At 61.3% G+C, this 20,761-nt stretch carries 19 protein-coding genes; 14 read left to right on the forward strand and 5 right to left on the reverse strand.

The genetic code is table 11. The features are described from left to right. Positions 1–50: 50 nt before the first annotated feature. Positions 51–797, reverse strand: a complete 747-nt coding sequence (locus AC1DV9_RS21490; protein ID WP_477949960.1) for a YebC/PmpR family DNA-binding transcriptional regulator — start codon at positions 795–797, stop codon at positions 51–53. Between the two features lie 174 nt (positions 798–971). Here AC1DV9_RS21490 and AC1DV9_RS21495 point away from each other — a divergent pair, with 174 nt between their 5' ends. After that, entirely contained in the window at positions 972–1,475 is a 504-nt protein-coding gene (locus tag AC1DV9_RS21495) for a pyridoxamine 5'-phosphate oxidase family protein (protein WP_112385703.1), read from the forward strand. Between the two features lie 154 nt (positions 1,476–1,629). Here AC1DV9_RS21495 and AC1DV9_RS21500 read toward each other — a convergent pair whose 3' ends face one another. The 4 genes from AC1DV9_RS21500 to AC1DV9_RS21515 all read right to left on the reverse strand — a co-directional run bounded on the left by AC1DV9_RS21500 (position 1,630) and on the right by AC1DV9_RS21515 (position 4,975). After that, entirely contained in the window at positions 1,630–2,475 is an 846-nt protein-coding gene (locus AC1DV9_RS21500) for an MBL fold metallo-hydrolase (protein ID WP_477949961.1), read from the reverse strand. 303 nt (positions 2,476–2,778) lie between these two features. Then, positions 2,779–3,603, reverse strand: coding sequence for a TIGR00282 family metallophosphoesterase (locus tag AC1DV9_RS21505; RefSeq protein ID WP_477949962.1), 825 nt, complete (start codon positions 3,601–3,603; stop codon positions 2,779–2,781). Positions 3,604–3,606: 3 nt separating this feature from the next. Next, on the reverse strand, positions 3,607–4,200 hold the full coding sequence (locus AC1DV9_RS21510) for a 5-formyltetrahydrofolate cyclo-ligase (RefSeq protein ID WP_477949963.1): 594 nt from the start codon (positions 4,198–4,200) through the stop codon (positions 3,607–3,609). Between the two features lie 67 nt (positions 4,201–4,267). Further along, entirely contained in the window at positions 4,268–4,975 is a 708-nt protein-coding gene (locus AC1DV9_RS21515; RefSeq protein ID WP_477949964.1) for a hypothetical protein, read from the reverse strand. Positions 4,976–5,202: 227 nt separating this feature from the next. On the opposite strand from AC1DV9_RS21515, the gene ybgC reads away from it, so the two are divergent. The 13 genes from ybgC (at position 5,203) to serA (ending at position 20,706) form a co-directional block, all read left to right on the forward strand. Next, positions 5,203–5,658: a tol-pal system-associated acyl-CoA thioesterase gene (gene ybgC / locus AC1DV9_RS21520; protein WP_477949965.1), complete on the forward strand. Its 456-nt coding sequence runs from the start codon at positions 5,203–5,205 to the stop codon at positions 5,656–5,658. A gap of 395 nt (positions 5,659–6,053) precedes the next feature. Further along, on the forward strand, positions 6,054–6,773 hold the full coding sequence (gene tolQ, locus AC1DV9_RS21525) for a protein TolQ (protein WP_112385434.1): 720 nt from the start codon (positions 6,054–6,056) through the stop codon (positions 6,771–6,773). A gap of 21 nt (positions 6,774–6,794) precedes the next feature. Continuing rightward, on the forward strand, positions 6,795–7,250 hold the full coding sequence (gene tolR, locus AC1DV9_RS21530; RefSeq protein ID WP_112385433.1) for a protein TolR: 456 nt from the start codon (positions 6,795–6,797) through the stop codon (positions 7,248–7,250). Between the two features lie 8 nt (positions 7,251–7,258). Beyond that, entirely contained in the window at positions 7,259–8,395 is a 1,137-nt protein-coding gene (locus AC1DV9_RS21535) for a hypothetical protein (protein ID WP_477949966.1), read from the forward strand. A 21-nt stretch (positions 8,396–8,416) separates the two neighbouring features. Continuing rightward, entirely contained in the window at positions 8,417–9,727 is a 1,311-nt protein-coding gene (tolB, locus tag AC1DV9_RS21540; RefSeq protein ID WP_477949967.1) for a Tol-Pal system beta propeller repeat protein TolB, read from the forward strand. A 157-nt stretch (positions 9,728–9,884) separates the two neighbouring features. Continuing rightward, positions 9,885–10,415: a peptidoglycan-associated lipoprotein Pal gene (gene pal, locus AC1DV9_RS21545; protein ID WP_112385430.1), complete on the forward strand. Its 531-nt coding sequence runs from the start codon at positions 9,885–9,887 to the stop codon at positions 10,413–10,415. A gap of 163 nt (positions 10,416–10,578) precedes the next feature. Further along, the gene (gene ybgF, locus AC1DV9_RS21550; RefSeq protein ID WP_112385429.1) at positions 10,579–11,616 is read left to right on the forward strand and encodes a tol-pal system protein YbgF; all 1,038 of its coding nucleotides are present in this window, start codon (positions 10,579–10,581) and stop codon (positions 11,614–11,616) included. Positions 11,617–11,627: 11 nt separating this feature from the next. Next, positions 11,628–12,962 (forward strand): tRNA lysidine(34) synthetase TilS, encoded by a 1,335-nt coding sequence (tilS, locus tag AC1DV9_RS21555; RefSeq protein WP_477949968.1) that lies wholly within the window; start codon positions 11,628–11,630, stop codon positions 12,960–12,962. A gap of 98 nt (positions 12,963–13,060) precedes the next feature. Beyond that, the gene (gene ftsH, locus AC1DV9_RS21560; protein WP_112385427.1) at positions 13,061–14,992 is read left to right on the forward strand and encodes an ATP-dependent zinc metalloprotease FtsH; all 1,932 of its coding nucleotides are present in this window, start codon (positions 13,061–13,063) and stop codon (positions 14,990–14,992) included. A 247-nt stretch (positions 14,993–15,239) separates the two neighbouring features. Further along, positions 15,240–16,592 carry a phosphoglucosamine mutase gene (glmM, locus tag AC1DV9_RS21565; protein WP_112518006.1) on the forward strand — a complete coding sequence of 451 codons (1,353 nt, stop codon included), beginning with the start codon at positions 15,240–15,242 and terminating at the stop codon, positions 16,590–16,592. Positions 16,593–16,794: 202 nt separating this feature from the next. Next, positions 16,795–17,652 carry an outer membrane protein gene (locus AC1DV9_RS21570; protein ID WP_112385425.1) on the forward strand — a complete coding sequence of 286 codons (858 nt, stop codon included), beginning with the start codon at positions 16,795–16,797 and terminating at the stop codon, positions 17,650–17,652. A 190-nt stretch (positions 17,653–17,842) separates the two neighbouring features. Then, complete coding sequence (locus tag AC1DV9_RS21575) at positions 17,843–19,024, forward strand: phosphoserine transaminase (RefSeq protein WP_477949969.1); 1,182 nt, start codon at positions 17,843–17,845, stop codon at positions 19,022–19,024. Positions 19,025–19,110: 86 nt separating this feature from the next. Further along, positions 19,111–20,706, forward strand: a complete 1,596-nt coding sequence (gene serA, locus AC1DV9_RS21580; RefSeq protein ID WP_112385423.1) for a phosphoglycerate dehydrogenase — start codon at positions 19,111–19,113, stop codon at positions 20,704–20,706. Positions 20,707–20,761: the final 55 nt, after the last annotated feature.

The following is a 20,761-nucleotide window of genomic DNA, read 5'->3' on the forward strand; positions in this document are numbered from 1 at the left end:
AAAAAGGCGGGCATCAAGCCCGCCTTTGAAAACGGTTCCGGAAGAGGCGATCAGGCCGAAAGCTTGGCCATCACTTCTTCGGAGACTTCGAAGTTCGAATAGACGTTCTGGACGTCGTCATCGTCTTCGAGGTTGTCGATCATCTTCAGCAGCGACTGAGCCTTTTCCTCGTCAACCGGCACGTTGTTCTGGGCGCGCCAGACGGCCTTGACGGTTTCGGCTTCGCCGAGCGTCGCTTCGAGCGCCTTGGCGACTTCGCCGAGCGATTCAAAAGCGCAGGTGACGTAGTGGCCGTCTTCGTCGGTCTCGACATCGTCGGCACCGGCTTCGATGGCGGCTTCCATCATCTTGTCGGCATCACCGGCTGCGAGCTTGTAGGTGATTTCTCCCACGTGATCGAAAGAGAAGGATACCGAGCCGGTTTCACCGAGTGCACCGCCGGCCTTGGTGAAGATCGAGCGGACATTCGAGGCGGTACGGTTGCGGTTGTCGGTCAGCGCCTCGACGATGACGGCTGTGCCGCCCGGGCCATAGCCTTCGTAGCGGATCTGCTCGTAGTTCTCGCCATCGCTGCCGGCTGCCTTCTTGATGGCGCGGTCGATATTGTCCTTCGGCATGGACTGGGCCTTGGCGTTCTGGATGGCCAGGCGCAGGCTCGCGTTCATCGACGGGTCGGGCAGACCGGCCTTGGCGGCGACAGTGATTTCGCGCGCGAGCTTGGAGAACATTTTCGATCGCACGGCGTCCTGACGGCCCTTGCGATGCATGATGTTTTTAAACTGTGAATGGCCAGCCATGGCACCCCTGTTCACGTCTCATTATTCGGAATGGGCCGCCTTATAAGAGCGAAACGGGCCGTATTCAAGCGGAAAGCGCCTTTTCACGCAGGCGGTTGGCTTGTGCAGCGCGGGGGAACAAAGGCGGCAGACCTGACGTTTTGAACCGGAAACTGAAAACGGAAGGGAATGGCCATGGCAAGCTTCAGCGAAGCCCGCGAACATCCGGCGCAGCAGCTCTGGGATCAGGTGAACGGCATTCATGCCGGCATGCTCGGTGTCGATGGCGCCGACATGCATATGCAGCCCATGGCGCCGCATGCCGATCCGAAGACCAACACGATCTGGTTCTACACCAAATCGGACGCGGATATCGTTCGCGCCGTGAAACCGGGAACACGCGCGCATTTCTGCGTGGTCGGCAAGGATCACGACTATCACGCCTGCCTGGCGGGCAAGATCGAGCTGAAAGCCGATCCGTCGAAGATCGAAGAATACTGGAACTCGGTGGTTGCTGCCTGGTACGAGAACGGCAAGAAGGACCCGAAGCTGACGATGCTCGCCATGCATGTCGATGATGCCGAAATCTGGGTCTCGACTGGCAGCAAGCTGAAATTCGGCTGGGAGATCGCCAAGGCCAATCTCGATGACGACAAGATGCCGGATGTGGGGATAAAGCGGCATTTGCAGTTTGCTTGAACAGATTCCCGTTTTACCGCGCGGCCCCCTCATCCGGCCCGTTGGGCCACCTTCTCCCCGCTGGGGAGAAGGGATGCTGGAGCCGCGGCGTTTACTTCCCCTCTCCCCCTCGGGGAGAGGGTAGGGTGAGGGGGCTACGGGCACAGAGCACGCGCTACTGCACGTCCCTCATCACATAAATTTGCGGCTTCCTTGGCAGCGTCCGCAGCGACACTGTCAACGTGTTATTCTGCGCCATCTGAATATCGAATTCCTTGCCGATCATCGACAGGAAGCGTTCCACCGGCGGTCCGCGGCGGTGCATCGGCAGGACTATGGAGGCGCGCAGGCGCTTGATCACCCGGCTCATGCTGTCGGGGCCCATCGTCAGCCCTCCATCGACGGGAACCATCACAACGTCGAGGCGGCCGATCTCCGTGTAATGCGCATCCGTCAGTTCGTAATGCAGGTGGCCGAGATGGCCGATGCAGAGGCCGGCGATCTCGAAGATGAAGATCGAATTGCCGTCCTGCTGCGATCCGCCGAGGCCGTAGCTGAAGCGGATGTCCGTCGTGACGTTGCGGATATAGGCGTCGCCGACGACGAGATCGACCTTGGCCTTTTCACCGGGGATATCGCTCCAGCCGTGCAGCACATGCTTGATCGCCGGATCGGGCCTCAGCGTGTAGTGCGTCTGGTGCGCCTTGTTCATGGTGACGACATCGGGCGTCACTGATGGTTGGTAGATGCCGTTGTAATCGGTGGCGATGACGATGCCGCCGGGCGTGTCGATCTCGAAGGTGGAGTGGCCGAGAAAGGTGAAGGTGACGTCCTCGCCTTCCGACACCGCGGGAATCGCGGGTGCGGTGGGCGAGAAGCTGGCGAACTGCGCTTTCGGAATGCCTTGGGCAATTGCCTGGCACTGGCTGACGTTCTTGCGCTGCTCCTGGGCGCTCGCGGCCTGCGGCAGAGCGAGGGAGGCAACGCATGCGATAGCGAGGACAAGCAATTGCGGCTTCATGCCACCCCTCCGGCGCTTTCACGAAGCCGGGAGGATGCGGCAAGGCGCCGCAGGGGTCCAGATGCGGGGCGCTCACAAATGCGTGTTGGGGTAGGTTTAGGTTGGTGGGTGTCAGCCCCCCCCTCTGCCCTGCCGGGCATCTCCCCCACAGGTGGGGAGATTACAAGTGGTGGGCTCCCCGCTTTAAATTAAGACTGCGGTTTGTAGGACGGTATTTGTGAGGCAAGCGGGCGCGCCCAGCCAATCTCCCCACCTGTGGGGGAGATGCCCGGCAGGGCAGAGGGGGGCTGACGCCCGCCGAACTTACTTCCAGAACTCCGGAATCGTCTCCGCCAGTCTCGGCCCCAGCCGCAATGGCGCAATCTTCTCCGCCAAGCCCGTCGCGTCCGAAATTTCAACCCCGACGCCGCAGATCGTCGCGGGCCCGGTCGCCGCTTCCATCCGGCCCTTCGGCATCTTGGAGATGAACCGGTTGAGCGGCTCTTCCTTGTCCATGCCGAGGGACGAGTCGTAGTCTCCGCACATCCCGGCGTCCGACATATAGGCGGTGCCACCGTTCAGGATCTGGTGGTCGGCGGTCGGCACATGCGTGTGGGTGCCGACGACGAAGCTGGCGCGGCCGTCGACGAAATGGCCGAAGCACTGCTTTTCGCTGGTCGCCTCGGCGTGGAAGTCGAAGATGATCGCGTCGGCCTGTTCCTTCAGCGGGCAGGCGGAAAGGATCGCCTCGGCCGACTTGAAGGGGTCGTCCAGCTCCGGATGCATGAAGACGCGGCCCATGATGTTGGCGACCAGAACGCGGGCGCCGTTGCGGGCGTAAAACAGGCCGGAGCCGCGGCCGGGCGTGCCCTGCGGATAATTGGCCGGGCGGAGGAACTGGTCGTGGCGGCCGGCGAAAGCGACGGCGTCCTTCTGGTCCCAGACGTGATTGCCTGTCGTCACGACATCGGCGCCGGCATTGATCGTCTCGAGGAAGATGTCTTCGGTGATGCCGAAGCCGCCAGCAGCGTTTTCGCCGTTGACGATGACGAAGTCGAGTTTCAGGTCGGAGACCAGTCCGGGCAGGCGATCCCAAACCGCGGTGCGTCCCGTCTTGCCGACCATGTCACCCAGAAAAAGCAGTCGCATTCACTATCCAATCCACGAGGCAAAAAAGCGAAGGCCGCTTTCTGTCAGGATGGCATCCAGGCTTATGTCATGCGGCTCGTCGGGCACATGTGCCACTTCCTGGCAGTCGAATGCAATGCCGATGAGCTTCGGTTTCAGGCCTTTTTGCCGCAAAAGGCTAATGGCACGGTCATAATAGCCGGCGCCGTAGCCAATCCGGTGGCCACGGGCGTCGAAGGCCGAGAGCGGTACCAGCATGATATCGGGGTCGAGAACAGGTGCATCCGGCCCAGGGCCCGACGTGCCGAAACCCGTCGCGATCAATGGCGCGCCGCGCACCAGCTCGCGAAACACGATCGTCTGCTTGTCGATAATGGCGGGCACGCAAAGGCGGGCGCCGCGGGCTTGAAACCTTGCCATCAGCGGCCGCAGATCGGCCTCCGAGCGGATCGGCAGGAAGCCTGAAATGACGGTGCCGGGATCGAAGGCGACGGCGTCGCCTGCGTGGTCGGCCATGGCAAGCGCCATGTCGATGCGCGCTTCTGGGGCGATCGCATCGCGAAGGGCGAGCCGTTCGGTTCGCAGATCCGCCTTGAGTTGCTTGAAATCGGTCAGCATGCCGCAAACCATAAACCGCTGACGGGCCAATGCAATGCGTGAAAGCGGCGTTCGCTTTGCCGATCGGCTAGATGACGATGCTCGACGGAATGCCCGACGAACCGGTTGAAAGCGGCATGGCCTGTGTGTAGTCGCCGCCGGTCTTGCCGTTTCTCACTTCATCCATCGCCTTTTCGAGGATCTGACGGACCTCGCGCAGAAGCGACTGCAGCTTTTCCAGAGATACGCGGTCTTCGTTCGACACGCCTGATGCCTGCTGCTCGCCATCGGCGGCCGTGTCTTGGTAGGCCTTGCGTGCCCGCGCGGTATCGACAGGCTCGGTTTCTCCGGCGGCCGGATCGGCGGGTGTTTCGCCCAAGGCGGAATCTGCGGAAGCAGAACCGGCTGTTGTTCCGGCGGTGCCCGCTTCGGCGGAGGCAGTCGCAACAACGCCTGGCGTGGCGCCCGCGCCAGCGATGGAAGAGGCAAATTGCGCTGCGGCCGAGGCAATCTTCTGTGACAGCTGTGCGGCGAGCCGCGCCGTGGCTTCGGGCGAGAGCCCGCCGCTCTTTAGCATCTCCACCTGCTGCTGCAGTTCGGCAAGTTTGCGCGCGGCGCGTTCCTTGGCGATATCGGAAGACGATTTCTTGTCCTGCTGCAGAGCGGCGAGGGCCTGATCGGCGCGTTCGGCCAGCCGGACCTGCGGATCGCTGCTCGGTGTTGCGGAGGCCGCAATCGTCTGTTGTGGTGTGCTGCGCAGTATGTTCAGCGCATTCGACTGTGCGACCTGCATCATATCCCCCGACATCGTCAGGGATGGTTTCTGCAACTTCAGGCTTGCGCGGGCCTTGGCAGTAAACGCCGGGCGAGCGTCTTTTGTGTCTCGCAGTGATGCAGCGCGGCAGGGTGACGGATGCAGCCCTCTCTGCAATCCTCGCCGCATTGCCTCCGGCTTGCTCATCCACTATCGGGGGAGACGGAGAACGATGACGACTTGGCAGGCATGCCCATCTGGAGACGGCTATGGTGGATGAGAGTTTTTCGATTTCGGGCAAGCTGACGGACGAGGGCCACAAGCTGGTCCAGCGCGTCTATTATGAAGACACCGATTTCTCCGGCCTCGTCTATCACGCCCGCTACCTGCATTTCCTCGAGCGCGGACGCACCGACTACCTGCGTTGCCTCGGCGTCGAACAGCGCGAGCTCATCACCGCCGACGAGGAGGGACTGGTTTTCGTCGTCCATCGCATGGAGATCGACTTCAAGAGCCCGGCGCGGATGGATGATATCCTGACAATCGTGACGCGGACCGAAAAGGCGGGCGGCGCCAAGATGATTCTGTCGCAGGAAATCCGCCGCGGCGAAACGCCGCTGATCGCGGCAAAGGTCATCATCGCTGTCATTAACGCCAGGGGCCGGCCGCGCCGCCTGCCGGAGGGCTTGGCGAAGCAGATGCTGATTGCGGCTGACGCAGGCTAAAAGGAAGCGTTTTATGCCGTAGAACGGCTGTAAACCGGCTCTTGCAAAAACATGAGTTTCATGTGAAGGAATTTCCGCACTGCAGGAAATGCGCGGTGCTCCGCCGCCGGACCAGCTCAGATCAGTTCTGACCGGCTAGAAAAACCCAGCTGAATTAAAGCTTTCAGTCGCACTCCGACACTAACGATGTGTTAACCATAATGGTGTCTTACTCTGAATGTCAGAGTTTGTGCGGTGCACGCCTTCCTTTGACCAAATTTGACGGCAAGGAAGGCGGAAGAAAAGCTTCAAGCTTGACCAGGGCTTAGGGCGGCGGTCGCCAGACATTTCTTGCGAGATCACTTTTGTGCCGCCCGGTCAAGCACCGGGCGTTTGGATTCGGGGATTTTGGATCAATGGAACAAGCAGGATTGGCAGCAGCAACGGCCGACGTCAGCCTCTGGTCGCTGTTCATGCAGGCAGGCATCGTCGTCAAGCTCGTCATGCTCGGGCTTCTCGCGGCCTCCGTCTGGACGTGGGCGATCGTCATCGACAAGTATCTGGCTTATGGCCGTGCGCGGCGCCAGTTCGACAAGTTCGAACAGGTGTTCTGGTCGGGCCAGTCGCTGGAAGAACTCTACAGGACGCTCTCCGAGCGCAACAACACCGGCCTCGCGGCGATCTTCGTTGCGGCGATGCGCGAATGGAAAAAGTCCTTCGAGCGCGGTGCGCGCTCGCCGATCGGTCTGCAGATGCGTATCGACCGTGCCATGGACGTGACGCTGTCGCGTGAATCTGAAACACTTTCGTCCCGCTTGGGCTCGCTTGCGACGATCGGTTCGGCCGGTCCGTTCATCGGTCTCTTCGGCACGGTCGTCGGTATCATGACCTCGTTCCAGGCTATCGCCGGCTCGAAGTCGACCAACCTCGCGGTTGTGGCGCCGGGTATCGCCGAAGCGCTTCTTGCGACGGCTATCGGCCTCGTCGCCGCTATTCCGGCGGTTATCGCCTATAACAAGTTCTCCGCCGATGCCGGCAAGCTTTCGGCTCGCATGGAAGGCTTCGCGGACGAATTCTCCGCCATCCTTTCGCGCCAGATCGATGAAAAGCTGCAGCCGCGCCAGGCCGCGCAGTAACGGAACGGCGGGAGTACGACCATGGGTATGGCTGTTGGAGGCAATTCCGGGAGCGGTGGCGGACGCCGCCGCCGCGGTGGCCGGAACAAGAACGTAATTTCCGAAATCAACGTGACGCCGCTCGTCGACGTCATGCTGGTGTTGTTGATCATCTTCATGGTCGCAGCACCGATGATGACGGTCGGCGTGCCGATCGACCTGCCGGAAACGCAGGCCAAGGCGCTGAATTCCGAGACCCAGCCGATCACCATCTCCGTCAAGAACGACGGTCAGGTGTATCTGCAGGAAACGACGATCCCGGCTGAAGAGATTGCCGCGAAGCTCGAGGCGATTGCGACGACGGGTTACAACGAACGTATCTTCGTGCGCGGCGACGCGACGGCGCCTTACGGCGTGATCGCTGATGTGATGGCGCGCATCCAGGGTGCGGGCTTCAAGAATATCGGCCTCGTCACGCAGCAGAAGAAGGACCAGTAGAAAGCAAGATGAAGACCAGCGTCGTCACATCTGCTGTTCTGCATGGACTGGTGCTCGCTGCAGCGCTGGTGACCATTGGCTCGCCCGAGCATTTCAAGGTTGATGATTTCGAAGCGATGCCAGTCGATCTGGTGCCGGTCGAATCGATCACCCAGATGCAGCAGGGCGACAAGAAGGCGCCGATGAAGGAAACGTCGGCGCCGAAGCCGACGACGCGGCCGCCGACCCCTGATCAGGGCGAGAATGTCGGCGACAACAAGGTTGATCTCAAGACACCGCCGGTGCCGAACGCCAAGCCGAGCAATACGGATGCGGCGGCTGCCAATTCGAGCGAGAAGCCGGCGCAGAAGATCGATCCTATCCCGAACGAAGTGAAGGAAATCAACAAGGAAGAGACCGAGGTCGAGCAGCCGAAGGAAGTCGCTTCCATTCCGCAGACCAAGCCTGACGTCGCGCCGACCCCGCCGAAGCCGGAGGAAAAGCCGGTCGAGGAAGCAAAGCCCGAGGAAGCGCCGAAGCCCGATGCCGAAGCGCTGCCGGACAAGGTCCCGACCCCGGTTGCCAAGCCGCAGGTGAAGCCGCCTGAGGAAAAGCAGGCCGAGAAGCCGCCGGAAAAGCCCCAGGACCAGCCGAAGACCGCTGAAAAGCCGACCGATAAGAACAAGGACGACCAGAAGCGCGACGTGGCGAAATCCGCATCGTCGATGAAGAGCGACTTCAACGCCGACGACATTTCTGCGCTCCTGAACAAGACCGATCCTTCGGCCGGCGGCACGAAACACTCGACACAGGAAGCCTCGCTTGGCGCCAAGAAGGCGACGCAGGGTGCTTCGAAGCTGTCGATGAGCGAGATGGATGCGCTGAAGAGCGCGATCGCCGGCAACTGGAACGTCATTCCGGGCATGGAAGGCATGGGCGACGTGCGCATCAAGGTGCATATGAAGCTCGACGAAGACGGCAACATCATCGGCCAGCCCGAAGTCGAAGCAAGCGGCGGCGACAACGATTCGACCCGCCGCGCGCTTGCGGGCGGTGCCTATCGCGCGATCATGAAGTCCGCGCCGTTCTCCACGCTTCCAAAAGATAAATACGATGCCTGGAACGAAGTCGTCGTGAACTTCGATCCCAGCGATCTAGGGATTTAAATGCTGAAAGGCCTCTGTCATATGAGAAAGTCTTCCCTTTTCCGCGCCCTGATGATGGTGGCGGGTCTCGTCACCGCGGGTGCGTTTACGACGCCTGCGAACGCGCTCGTCGAAATCAACATCAACAAGGGTAACGTCCAGCCGCTGCCGATCGCCGTCACCGACTTCCTGCAGGGCGATATGGGCGCGCAGGTTTCTCAGGTGATCGCCGCCGACCTGCAGCGCTCGGGCCTTTTCGCGCCCGTCAACAAGAATGCCTTCATCGAGAAGATCTCCAATCCCGATGCCGCTCCGCGCTTTGAGGACTGGAAGGTCATCAATGCGCAGGCGCTGGTGACCGGCCGCGTGACGCAGGAGGCCGACGGCCGTCTGCGCGCCGAGTTCCGCCTTTGGGATACGTTTGCCGGCCAGCAGATGACCGGTCAGCAGTTCTACACGCAGCCGGAAAACTGGCGCCGCGTGGCCCACATCATCGCCGACGCGATCTACAAGCAGATCACCGGCGAAGAAGGCTATTTCGATACCCGCGTCGTCTTCGTCTCGGAATCCGGCACGAAGCAGCAGCGCAAGCGCCAGCTCGCCATCATGGACCAGGACGGCTTCAACGTCCGTACCCTGACCGACGGCAGCGACCTGGTTCTGACGCCGCGCTTCTCGCCGAACCGCCAGGAAGTCACCTACATGTCCTTCGCCAACCAGCAGCCGCGCGTCTACCTGCTGCAGCTGGAAACCGGACAGCGCGAAGTGGTCGGCAACTTCCCGGGCATGACCTTCTCGCCGCGCTTCTCGCCTGATGGCCAGAAGGTGGTGATGAGCCTCCAGCAGGAAGGCAACGCCAATATCTACACGATGGACCTGCGTTCGCGCACCACGACGCGCCTGACCTCGACGGCGGCGATCGATACGTCCCCGTCCTATGCGCCGGATGGCGGCCGTATCGTCTTCGAAAGCGACCGCGGCGGCCACCAGCAGATCTACGTGATGAATGCCGATGGCTCTGGCCAGACGCGTATCTCCTTCGGCGACGGCAACTATTCGACGCCGGTCTGGTCTCCGCGTGGCGATCTGATCGCCTTCACCAAGCAGTCGGGCGGCAAGTTCTCGATCGGCGTGATGAAGCCTGATGGTTCGGGCGAGCGCATCCTGACGACGGGCTTCCATAACGAAGGCCCGACCTGGGCTCCGAACGGCCGCGTGCTGATGTTCTTCCGTCAGGCCGCGGGTGCCGGTGGTCCGCAGCTCTACTCGATCGACCTGACGGGCTATAACGAACAGCTCATCAAGACTCCGAACTACGCTTCCGACCCGGCATGGTCGCCGCTGCTGGAGTAGTGGACGGCCCGGAATACGCCTTCATGTCGCCGCAAAGTCCTGAAAATGGGCAATGTAGGGACAAATCAGTAAATCATTAACCATACTTCTTGAGCGCCGATTAACCTCGTACGGTTACAGTCCGGCAACCCTGATGAAGTCGCAAGGAGACCCGGCCATGAGCCGAATTCATACCCCGGCAATGAGCCGCATGCAGAGCCTCGCCCGCAACCCCGTCATGATCGCGCTCGTCGCTGGCCTCGCTCTCGCAGGCTGCGCCAACAAGAAGAACATGGCCAACAGCGCTGGCGATCTCGGCCTTGGCGCCGGTGCAGCAACGCCGGGTTCGGCTCAGGACTTCACTGTTAACGTCGGCGACCGCATCTTCTTCGACACCGACTCCACGTCGATCCGCGCAGACGCTGCCCAGACGCTCGACCGTCAGGCACAGTGGCTCGCCCGCTACCCGAACTACGCAATCACCGTCGAAGGCCATGCCGACGAACGCGGTACGCGCGAATACAACCTGGCTCTCGGTGCCCGCCGTGCGGCTGCCACCAAGGACTACCTCGCTTCGCGCGGCGTTCCGGCTCAGCGCCTGAAGACGATCTCCTACGGTAAGGAACGTCCGGTTGCTGTCTGCGACGATATTTCCTGCTGGTCGCAGAACCGCCGCGCCGTCACCGTTCTCGGTGGCGCAGGCATGTAATCTGCGGAAATCGCATTACATTTTGGAAAGGCGGTCCGTTCGCGGGCCGCCTTTTCTTTTTGAACACACTTTGGCCAGACTCCGTTGCTTTTTGAAAGCAATTGGCAAAATCTCCTGTTCGTGCCATCGGGGCGCGAAGAATCACTGGGACAGGACGATACCTATGAAGAAATATGTCGTGGCAGGGGTGCTCTGCCTCGCGGCTGTGACGGGGACCGAGCGAGCGGCGTATTCCGCCTCGTTTCTCGGTCTGAACCTTGGCGGCAAGCCGGTGCAGACGCAGGCGCAGCCTCCCGTCGTCAACGTGCAGAGCAGCGGCACGGAAATGCGCGTCCAGCAGCTGGAAGATCAGCTGCGCCAGCTGAACGGCCGCATCGAAGAGATGAGCTATCAGATCCTGCAGATGCAGGAATCGCTGCGCAAGACTCAGGAAGACAACGAGTTCCGTTTCCAGCAGCTTGAAAAGGGCGGTGGCGGCGCAGGCGGCGGTTCGACCGGCGGCAGCACCAAGGGCACCAAAAAGAGCGAAGCCGACGTTCCCCCCGCATCGACGAACCAGGCGCAGGCCGGTTCTCAAGGGCAGGGCGGCGATGATGTTGCGACCATTATCGAAGCACCGCAGGGAGCCGAAACGGCTCCCTCCAACGACGTGCCGTCGAACAGCGGTCTCGGCCAGCCGCCGCAGCAGCTGGGTTCGATGGACTTCGACCAGAACGGCAATCCGATCGGCGGCACGGTCAATCCGGGCGCCGAGGTCGGCTCCGCGCCGCTGCCACCTCCGGGCTCCGGCGCTTCGCCGCAGCAGACGGCATCGCTCGGCAGCGAGGCCGACCAGTACAAAGCTGCCTACGGCCATGTTCTCTCAGGCGACTACGGCACGGCGGAGCAGGAATTCACCCAGTACATCGCGCAGTATCCGGGCAGTGCCCGGGCGGCGGATGCAAATTTCTGGCTGGGCGAAGCCCTCTATTCGCAGGGCAAGTTCAATGAAGCGGCCAAGACCTTCCTGAACGCGCATCAGAAATATGGCTCGTCTGAGAAGGCGCCGGAGATGCTCTTGAAGCTCGGCATGTCGCTGGCAGCGCTCGACAACACCGATACGGCCTGCGCCACGCTCAAGGAAGTCTCGAAGCGTTATCCGAAGGCATCGCGCGCCGTCATAAGCAAGGTCGCGAGCGAACAGAAGCGTCTCGCCTGCTAAGGGTTTCCGGTTTGTCTCCGGAAGCCATCCTGCCGCCCGAGGCTGCGGTCCACCGCTTCCTCCAATCGCTTGTCGAGCCCACGCGCATTCTCGTCGCGATTTCAGGGGGCAGCGATTCCACCGGCCTTCTCGTCGCGCTCAATGAAGCCATCAATTTCCAATCGAAATTCTCGCTCTGCGCCGCCACCGTCGATCACGATCTGCGTGCTGGCTCTGCGGATGAAGCGCGCGCTGCCGCTGCTCTCTGCCATTCGCTTTCCATAGATCACCTAATCTGCCGCTGGACAGGTCCGAAGCCGAAGACCGGCATCATGACCGCTGCGCGCGAGGCCCGCTATCAGTTGCTCGCCGGTGCCGCCCGGGAATTCGGCGCAAATCTTGTTGTCACCGCCCACACGCTCGACGATCAGATCGAAACGCTCGCGATGCGCGCCGGCCGTGGCGCCACGTCCGCAGCCGAGACCGGGATTGCCGACGCCATGCTGTTCGATCGCAGCATCTGGATCGCCCGCCCTCTGCTTGCCTCCAGCCGAGCGGACATTCGCACACTGCTCACCGCCAGCCATATCGGCTGGTCGGATGATCCGAGTAACGAGGACATGAAATACGAGCGCGTTCGAACACGCGCGGCCCTTGCTGCGCAAAACGCCGACCGTCTCGACATGCCTTCCATGGAAACGAGAGCGGCGCTTGCGGAGAGTGCTGCAGACTGGCTCGACCGGCATTTCGCTCTCGTTGCACCCGGTCTGGGGCTCGTCTCGCCTGAGGGGGTCGAAGTTGGCGATCCGGCCTCTTGCTATGCGCTCGGCCGTCTGGCAGCGGTTTTCGGCGGGCAGGCGTTTCCGCTCTCGTCTTCGTCGCTCGAACGGGTGCTTGCATTTCTCGGAACCGGCGAGCCGGGGAGGGTGACGGCTGGCCGCGTGGTCTTCGACAGGCGGCGTGACGGTCTTTACCTGACGCGCGAGGACCGCGGCATCTTGCCACTCGCGCTTGCGCAGGGCGCCTCCGCCATATGGGACGGGCGGTTTGTGATCGCCAACCATTCCGGCTCGGAAATCCGTGTCGAAAAGCGGGGTGCCAAGCCAGACCAATACGGCGTTGACGATCGCCTGCCGCGATCAGCTCGCAAGCGCGCGCAGGCTGCTGCTCCGGCGGTGTTTGTGGGAGATGACGCAAATGTGTCCGGAGCATTTTCCGGGGGCGTGGAGGTCATCCCCTATTTTGCGCCATTCGACCGCTTTTTGACACGATTCGACTTCAAGTTCGCCGAATGCCTCGCGGCGGCTTTTGGAACACGCCCCTATCCAAGGCCACCTTTAGGTCTTATTGACGGAAAAACCATCTGACGGACCGGATCGCCTTGGCAATGACACGGCGCAACCCTATGTTAGAGTTCAAATAAGACGGCCGCCATGAGGCGGCTGTTCCAGTGCTGGGGAGTTCGATGAACCCTAACTTACGTAATTTCGCCTTGTGGGCGATCATAGCTCTGCTGCTGATCGCTCTTTTCAGCATGTTCCAGACGACGCCGGCACAGACCAGCTCGCGCGAAATCCCTTACTCGCAGTTCCTGCGTGAGGTTGATGCGGGCCGTGTGAAGGAAGTCGTGGTCACGGGCAACCGTGTCTCGGGCAGCTATGTTGAAAATGGCACCACCTTCCAGACCTATTCTCCTGTGATCGATGACAACCTGCTCGATCGCCTGCAGCAGAAGAACGTCCTGGTTTCGGCCCGCCCGGAGACCGACGGTTCTTCCGGCTTCCTGAGCTATCTCGGCACGCTGTTGCCGATGCTGCTGATCCTCGGCGTCTGGCTGTTTTTCATGCGGCAGATGCAGGGCGGCTCGCGCGGCGCGATGGGCTTCGGCAAATCCAAGGCCAAGCTTCTCACCGAAGCGCATGGCCGCGTGACGTTTGAAGACGTCGCCGGTGTCGATGAAGCCAAGCAGGACCTCGAAGAAATCGTCGAATTCCTGCGCGATCCGCAGAAGTTCCAGCGTCTCGGCGGCAAGATCCCGCGCGGCGTGCTGCTCGTTGGCCCTCCGGGCACGGGTAAGACGCTGCTCGCCCGCTCGGTTGCCGGCGAAGCCAACGTGCCGTTCTTCACGATCTCGGGTTCCGACTTCGTCGAAATGTTCGTCGGTGTCGGCGCAAGCCGCGTCCGTGACATGTTCGAACAGGCCAAGAAGAATGCGCCCTGTATCATCTTCATCGACGAAATCGACGCCGTCGGCCGCCATCGTGGTGCCGGTCTCGGCGGCGGTAACGATGAACGCGAGCAGACGCTGAACCAGCTGCTTGTCGAGATGGACGGCTTCGAAGCAAACGAAGGCATCATCCTGATCGCAGCGACCAACCGTCCTGACGTTCTCGACCCCGCACTTCTGCGTCCGGGCCGTTTCGACCGTCAGGTCGTGGTTCCGAACCCCGATATCGTCGGACGCGAGCGTATCCTCAAAGTTCACGCCCGTAACGTGCCGCTGGCACCGAACGTCGATCTCAAGGTTCTGGCCCGCGGTACGCCCGGTTTCTCCGGTGCCGATCTGATGAACCTCGTCAACGAAGCTGCCCTGATGGCCGCACGCCGCAACAAGCGTGTTGTCACTATGGCGGAGTTCGAAGACGCCAAGGACAAGATCATGATGGGTGCCGAGCGCCGCTCGTCCGCCATGACCGAAGCCGAAAAGAAGCTGACCGCCTATCACGAGGCCGGTCACGCCATCACGGCGCTGAAGGTTGCCGTCGCAGACCCATTGCACAAGGCAACGATCATTCCGCGCGGCCGTGCTCTCGGCATGGTCATGCAGCTCCCCGAGGGCGACCGCTACTCGATGAGCTACAAGTGGATGGTCTCGCGCCTGACGATCATGATGGGTGGCCGTATCGCTGAGGAACTGACCTTCGGCAAGGAGAACATCACCTCCGGTGCGTCCTCCGACATCGAGCAGGCCACCAAGCTTGCCCGCGCCATGGTCACCCAGTGGGGCTTCTCCGACGTGCTTGGTCAGGTCGCTTACGGCGAGAACCAGCAGGAAGTGTTCCTGGGTCATTCTGTTTCTCAGTCGAAGAACGTCTCGGAATCGACGGCTCAGAAGATCGACAGCGAAGTGCGCCGCCTGATCGAGGAAGCCTATGCCGAGGCACGTCAGATCCTGACTGACAATCACAACGAGTTCGTTGCGATTGCTGAAGGTCTGCTCGAGTACGAAACGCTGACCGGTGAAGAGATCAAGGCCCTGATCCGCGGCGAAAAGCCGGCGCGCGATCTCGGCGACGATTCACCGCCGAGCCGCGGTTCGGCTGTTCCGAAGGCGGGCGCACGCCCGGCATCGAAGGGCGATGAAACGGAAGGTGGCCTCGAGCCGCAGCCGCATTGACCGAAAGTACGAAAGCCTAAGCTTAAGAGAGGCCGGGTTTCCCCAGGAAATCCGGCCTTCTCGTATCGGTAACGCGATATAATCGGTTTTCGCGGTAATTGACGTGATGGCGCCTGCGTTTTGTGGCATGCCGCTATTATGAGCAGGCCGCGTTAGAGACATCGAACGAATTGATTCGTTCTTGCGGCCAGGATTTGCTTGGCACATGGCGCCGCCTGCTTGGCGCGCCGGAAGCATAGGGGTACATATGAAGAGACGTTACTTCGGCACGGACGGCATTCGCGGCCAGTCGAACATTTTCCCGATGACGCCGGATCTGGCGATGCGGGTGGGCATCGCGGTCGGTACCATCTTCCGCCGCGGCAATCACCGCCACCGCGTGGTCATCGGCAAGGACACGCGCCTGTCCGGTTATATGCTCGAAAACGCCATGGTTGCGGGTTTTACGGCTGCCGGCGTCGATGCCTTCGTTCTCGGCCCGATCCCGACACCGGCCGTCGCCATGCTGACGCGCTCGCTGCGCGCCGATATCGGCGTGATGATCTCGGCCTCGCACAATCCTTACGAAGACAACGGCATCAAGCTTTTTGGCCCGGATGGCTACAAGCTTTCCGATGATATCGAGCAGCAGATCGAGGACCTTCTTGAAAGAGACCTGTCCAGTCAGCTCGCCAAGTCCGACGATATCGGCCGCGCCAAGCGCGTCGATGGCGTCCATGACCGCTATATCGAGCATGCCAAGCGCACACTGCCGCGCGACGTGACGCTTCAGGGCCTGAGGATCGCGATCGACTGCGCCAATGGCGCTGCATACAAGGTTGCGCCCGCCGCTCTCTGGGAGCTCGGCGCCGAGGTTGTCACCATCGGCAACGAGCCGAATGGCACCAACATTAACCTGAATTGCGGCTCGACCAGCCCGGTTGCCCTGCAGAAGAAGGTGGATGAAGTCCGGGCCGATATCGGCATCGCGCTCGATGGCGACGCGGACCGCGTGATCATCGTCGATGAGAACGGTGCCGTCGTCGATGGCGACCAGCTCATGGCTGTGATTGCCGAGAGCTGGGCCGAAAGCCAGCAGCTGCGCGGCAATGGCATTGTCGCAACCGTGATGTCGAACCTCGGCCTGGAACGCTTCCTTGAGGACAAGGGCATGACGCTGGCACGCACCAAGGTCGGCGACCGCTATGTGGTCGAACATATGCGCCAGAACAATTTCAACGTCGGCGGCGAACAGTCCGGCCATATCGTCATGTCCGACTACGGCACGACGGGTGATGGCCTCGTGGCGGCGCTGCAGATCCTGGCTGCCGTCAAGCGCACTGGCAAGACCGTCAGCGAGATTTGCCGCCGCTTCGAGCCTGTGCCGCAGCTGCTGCGCAATGTGCGTATCTCCGGCGGCAAGCCGCTTGAGGATATCCAGGTTCAGAAGGCGATTGCCGATGCCGAAGCCGAGCTTTCGAAGAACGGCCGCCTCGTTATTCGCCCGTCGGGCACCGAGCCGCTGATCCGCGTCATGGCTGAGGGCGACGACCGCGCCCAGATCGAGCGCATCGTCAACGACCTGATCGGCACGATCTCGAACGTCCGCAGCGCGGCGTAAGATCCTCCCGATGTCTTGCATTGAACCGGCGCCACAAGCGCCGGTTTTTTGTTGCGGCAAGAATTATGGTGTCCGCTCTATGAACAAACACGGTAAATATTCGTAGTTAAGCGGGTTTTAACGTTTCCCGTTCATTATCCAGACAAAGCGTATCAGATTGGCAGGCTCGCGCTCGGCCAATGTAACTTCTTTGGAGTGGATCATGAAAAAAGGCTTGGCCGGCATCTTCGCCGCACTGCTTATGACCTCGAATGCACTGGCAGCCGATCTCGCTCCTGTCGAGCCGGTTCCGGAAATGCCGCCTGAGGTGACTGTTACCGAAGCGACCGGCTGGTACCTGCGCGGCGATGTCGGTTATGGCTTCAATGATCTGCGCGGTGCCAAGTTCTATCAGGGCGGAAGCTCCGCTGACGAAGTGGACTTCACAACCTCGGATCTGCGTGACAGCTTCACTGTCGGCGGCGGTGTTGGTTATCAGGTCAACAGCTACCTCCGTACCGACTTGACCCTCGACTATCTCGGCAAGAGCGACTTCCACGGCTCGACGACCGGCGGCGGTTCTGCCTTTGGTGCCTGCCAGGTCACCTGCTCTTCGACCGATCTGTCTTCCCTGACGGCATGGACGCTGATGGCAAATGCCTATGTGGATCTTGGCACCTACGGCGTCTTCACGCCTTATGTCGGTGCCGGTATCGGTGGTTCCTACGTTAAGTGGAAAGATCTGCGCAACACGTCTTGCGACACCAGCGGCAGCGGTTTTGGTTGCGACGATACCGTCACGCATAACGGCAAGGGCGACTGGCGCTTCAGCTACGCTCTGATGGCCGGTGCATCGATCGACGTTACCTGCAACGTCAAGGCTGATGTCGGTTACCGCTTCCTGCATGTCGATGGCGGCAACATGTTCGGCTATGCTGAAAACGGCGGCCCGGGCCGCGACAAGGGCTTCAACGTCCACGAAGTCCGCGCCGGTGCACGCTACCTCTTCGGCGGTTGCGAGCAGCCCGTCGCTTACGAGCCCCAGCCGGAAATTCCGCTGCAGCAGCCTGTCTACAAGTAATCGGATCTCTATCGATCTTGCGAAAGCCGCCTTCGGGCGGCTTTTTGCTTTTCAGGCCTCGCGTCGCACCTGCGTCAAAAAATCCCCAGTGTGCGACACTTCTCCGTTGACCATGACGGGCGAGGTCTGTATTTACGGCGGCGGGACACCTCTCCCCAACGAGAGGCTAATTACCTGGAAGGGTATACATATGGCCGCTGCCACCGCAAAGCCGGACGTCCGTCCGAACAACACTCATTTCTCTTCTGGCCCTTGCTCGAAGCGCCCCGGTTGGTCGCTCGATGCTCTCTCCGACGCGCCGCTTGGCCGTTCGCACCGCGCGAAAGTCGGGAAGACGAAGCTGAAGCAGGCCATCGATCTTACCCGTGAAATTCTGGAAGTGCCGGCGGATTACCGCATCGGCATCGTTCCTGCCTCCGATACCGGCGCCGTCGAAATGGCGCTCTGGTCGCTGCTCGGCGAGCGCGGCGTCGACATGGTCGCCTGGGAAAGCTTCGGCGCTGGCTGGGTCACCGATGTCGTCAAGCAGCTGAAGCTGAAAGACGTCCGCAAGATCGAAGCCGGTTATGGCGAGCTGCCGGATCTTTCGACCATCGATTTCGACCGCGACGTCGTCTTCACCTGGAACGGCACCACCTCGGGTGTCCGTGTTCCCAACGCCGATTTCATTCCTGCCGACCGCAAGGGCCTGACGATCTGCGACGCGACGTCCTCTGCCTTTGCGCAGGACATGGACTTTGCCAAGCTCGACGTCGTCACCTTCTCCTGGCAAAAGGTTCTCGGCGGCGAGGGCGCACATGGCGTCATCATCCTGTCGCCGCGCGCTGTCGAACGCCTGACGACCTATGCACCGGCCTGGCCGCTACCGAAGATCTTCCGCATGACCTCGGGCGGCAAGCTGATCGAGGGCATCTTCACTGGCGAAACCATTAACACGCCGTCGATGCTCTGCGTCGAGGACTATATCGATGCGCTGCTCTGGGCCCAGAAGCTCGGCGGCCTGAAGGCGCTGATGGCGCGCGCCGATGCGAATACCAAGGTCATCGCCGACTTCATCGTTGCCAACGACTGGATCGCCAACCTGGCCGTCAAGGCCGAAACGGCTTCCAACACCTCCATCTGCCTGAAGATCGTCGATAAGGATGTCACCGCTCTCGATGCCGATGGCCAGGCAAATTTCGCCAAGGGTCTCGTCGCTCTCCTCGAGAAGGAAGGCGTTGCCTATGACATCGGCGCTTACCGCGACGCCCCGTCGGGCCTGCGCATATGGGCTGGTGCCACCATCGAAGCTTCCGACATGCAGAAGCTCATGCCATGGCTCTCCTGGGCGTTCGAAACGCAGAAGGCCACGCTTTCCCAGGCTGCTGCCTGAGTTGATCGCATAAGGCTCCGCCGGAATGGCGGAGCCCAGCATCCCTGATTTCATCCATCGCTGAACACTTTTGAAGGAAGCCCACAATGGCACCTCGCGTTCTCGTATCCGACGAACTGTCGGAAACCGCCGTCCAGATTTTCCGCGACCGCGGCGTCGAAGTCGATTTCCAGCCGCAGCTCGGCAAGGACAAGGACAAGCTCGCCGAGATCATCGGCAACTATGATGGCCTCGCCATCCGCTCGGCCACCAAGGCGACCGAGAAGCTGATCGCTTCGGCGACCAATCTCAAGGTCATCGGCCGCGCTGGTATCGGCGTCGACAATGTCGATATTCCGGCTGCCTCGCGCCGCGGTATCATCGTTATGAACACGCCCTTCGGCAACTCGATCACCACCGCCGAGCACGCCATCGCGCTGATGTTTGCCGTTGCCCGCCAGCTGCCGCAGGCCGATGCCTCGACGCAGGCCGGCAAGTGGGAAAAGTCGAAGTTCATGGGTGTCGAAATCACCGGCAAGACGCTCGGCGTCATCGGCGCCGGCAATATCGGCGGCATCGTCTGCAAGAAGGCGATCGGCCTCGGCATGCATGTCCTGGCCTACGACCCCTTCCTGTCGGCCGAGCGCGCCCAGGAAATGGGCGTCACCAAGGTCGAGCTCGACGAGCTGCTGGCTCAGGCCGACTTCATCACCCTGCACGTTCCGATGACCGACAAGACCCGCGGTATTCTCGGCAAGGACAACCTTGCCAAGACCAAGCCCGGCGTTCGTATCATCAACTGCGCCCGTGGCGGTCTGGTCGATGAAGCCGCACTCGCCGAAGCCATCAAATCAGGCCATGTCGCCGGTGCCGGTTTCGACGTCTTCGAAGTCGAGCCTGCCAAGGAAAGCCCGCTCTTCGGCCTGCCGAACGTCGTCTGCACGCCGCATCTGGGTGCGTCGACCACCGAAGCCCAGGAAAACGTTGCTTTGCAGGTTGCCGAGCAGATGTCGGATTACCTCGTCAAGGGTGCGGTTTCCAACGCCATCAACATGCCATCGATCACCGCCGAGGAAGCACCGCTTCTGAAGCCGTTCATCAAGCTGGCTGATGTTCTCGGCGCCTTCGTCGGTCAGGTCACCGACGAGCCGATCAAGGAAATCGAGATCCTCTATGACGGAGTGACCGCCGGCATGAACACCCGTGCGCTGACCTCGGCAACGCTCGCCGGTCTGATCCGCAGCCAGGTGGCGGACGTCAACATGGTTTCGGCACCGGTGATGATCAAGGAAAAGGGCATCGTGCTCTCCGAGGTCAAGCGCGACAAGACCGGTGTCTACGACGGTTACATCAAGCTGACGGTCAAGACCGACACCATGACCCGCTCGATCGCCGGTACCGTGTTCTCGGACGGCAAGCCGCGCTTCATCCAGATCAAGGGTATCAACCTTGACGCCGATGTCGGCTCACACATGGTCTATATCACCAACACCGACGTCCCCGGCATGATCGGCTTCATCGGCACGACGCTCGGCTCGGCCGGCGTCAATATCGCCAACTTCCAGCTCGGCCGTGACAAGCAGGGCGGCGATGCGATCGCGCTGCTCTATGTCGATGGACCGCTGAACGACGAAGTTCTTGCCAAGCTGACCGCCAATGCGGCGATCCGCCAGGCCAAGCCGCTGGTCTTCGCCGTCGATTGATTTTCCTCCCAGGAAGACAAGAAAAGCCCGGCGCGGGAAACTGCGCCGGGCTTTT

It is taken from the genome of Rhizobium sp. 01L410, from assembly GCF_056400165.1.

Coding starts and splice junctions, on each gene's coding strand:
- AC1DV9_RS21490 (WP_477949960.1), bottom strand. CDS start 797: ATGGCTGGCCATTCACAGTTTAAAAACATCATGCATCGCAAGGGCCGT.
- AC1DV9_RS21495 (WP_112385703.1), top strand. CDS start 972: ATGGCAAGCTTCAGCGAAGCCCGCGAACATCCGGCGCAGCAGCTCTGG.
- AC1DV9_RS21500 (WP_477949961.1), bottom strand. CDS start 2,475: ATGAAGCCGCAATTGCTTGTCCTCGCTATCGCATGCGTTGCCTCCCTC.
- AC1DV9_RS21505 (WP_477949962.1), bottom strand. CDS start 3,603: ATGCGACTGCTTTTTCTGGGTGACATGGTCGGCAAGACGGGACGCACC.
- AC1DV9_RS21510 (WP_477949963.1), bottom strand. CDS start 4,200: ATGCTGACCGATTTCAAGCAACTCAAGGCGGATCTGCGAACCGAACGG.
- AC1DV9_RS21515 (WP_477949964.1), bottom strand. CDS start 4,975: ATGATGCAGGTCGCACAGTCGAATGCGCTGAACATACTGCGCAGCACA.
- ybgC (WP_477949965.1), top strand. CDS start 5,203: ATGGTGGATGAGAGTTTTTCGATTTCGGGCAAGCTGACGGACGAGGGC.
- tolQ (WP_112385434.1), top strand. CDS start 6,054: ATGGAACAAGCAGGATTGGCAGCAGCAACGGCCGACGTCAGCCTCTGG.
- tolR (WP_112385433.1), top strand. CDS start 6,795: ATGGGTATGGCTGTTGGAGGCAATTCCGGGAGCGGTGGCGGACGCCGC.
- AC1DV9_RS21535 (WP_477949966.1), top strand. CDS start 7,259: ATGAAGACCAGCGTCGTCACATCTGCTGTTCTGCATGGACTGGTGCTC.
- tolB (WP_477949967.1), top strand. CDS start 8,417: ATGAGAAAGTCTTCCCTTTTCCGCGCCCTGATGATGGTGGCGGGTCTC.
- pal (WP_112385430.1), top strand. CDS start 9,885: ATGAGCCGAATTCATACCCCGGCAATGAGCCGCATGCAGAGCCTCGCC.
- ybgF (WP_112385429.1), top strand. CDS start 10,579: ATGAAGAAATATGTCGTGGCAGGGGTGCTCTGCCTCGCGGCTGTGACG.
- ftsH (WP_112385427.1), top strand. CDS start 13,061: ATGAACCCTAACTTACGTAATTTCGCCTTGTGGGCGATCATAGCTCTG.
- glmM (WP_112518006.1), top strand. CDS start 15,240: ATGAAGAGACGTTACTTCGGCACGGACGGCATTCGCGGCCAGTCGAAC.
- AC1DV9_RS21570 (WP_112385425.1), top strand. CDS start 16,795: ATGAAAAAAGGCTTGGCCGGCATCTTCGCCGCACTGCTTATGACCTCG.
- AC1DV9_RS21575 (WP_477949969.1), top strand. CDS start 17,843: ATGGCCGCTGCCACCGCAAAGCCGGACGTCCGTCCGAACAACACTCAT.
- serA (WP_112385423.1), top strand. CDS start 19,111: ATGGCACCTCGCGTTCTCGTATCCGACGAACTGTCGGAAACCGCCGTC.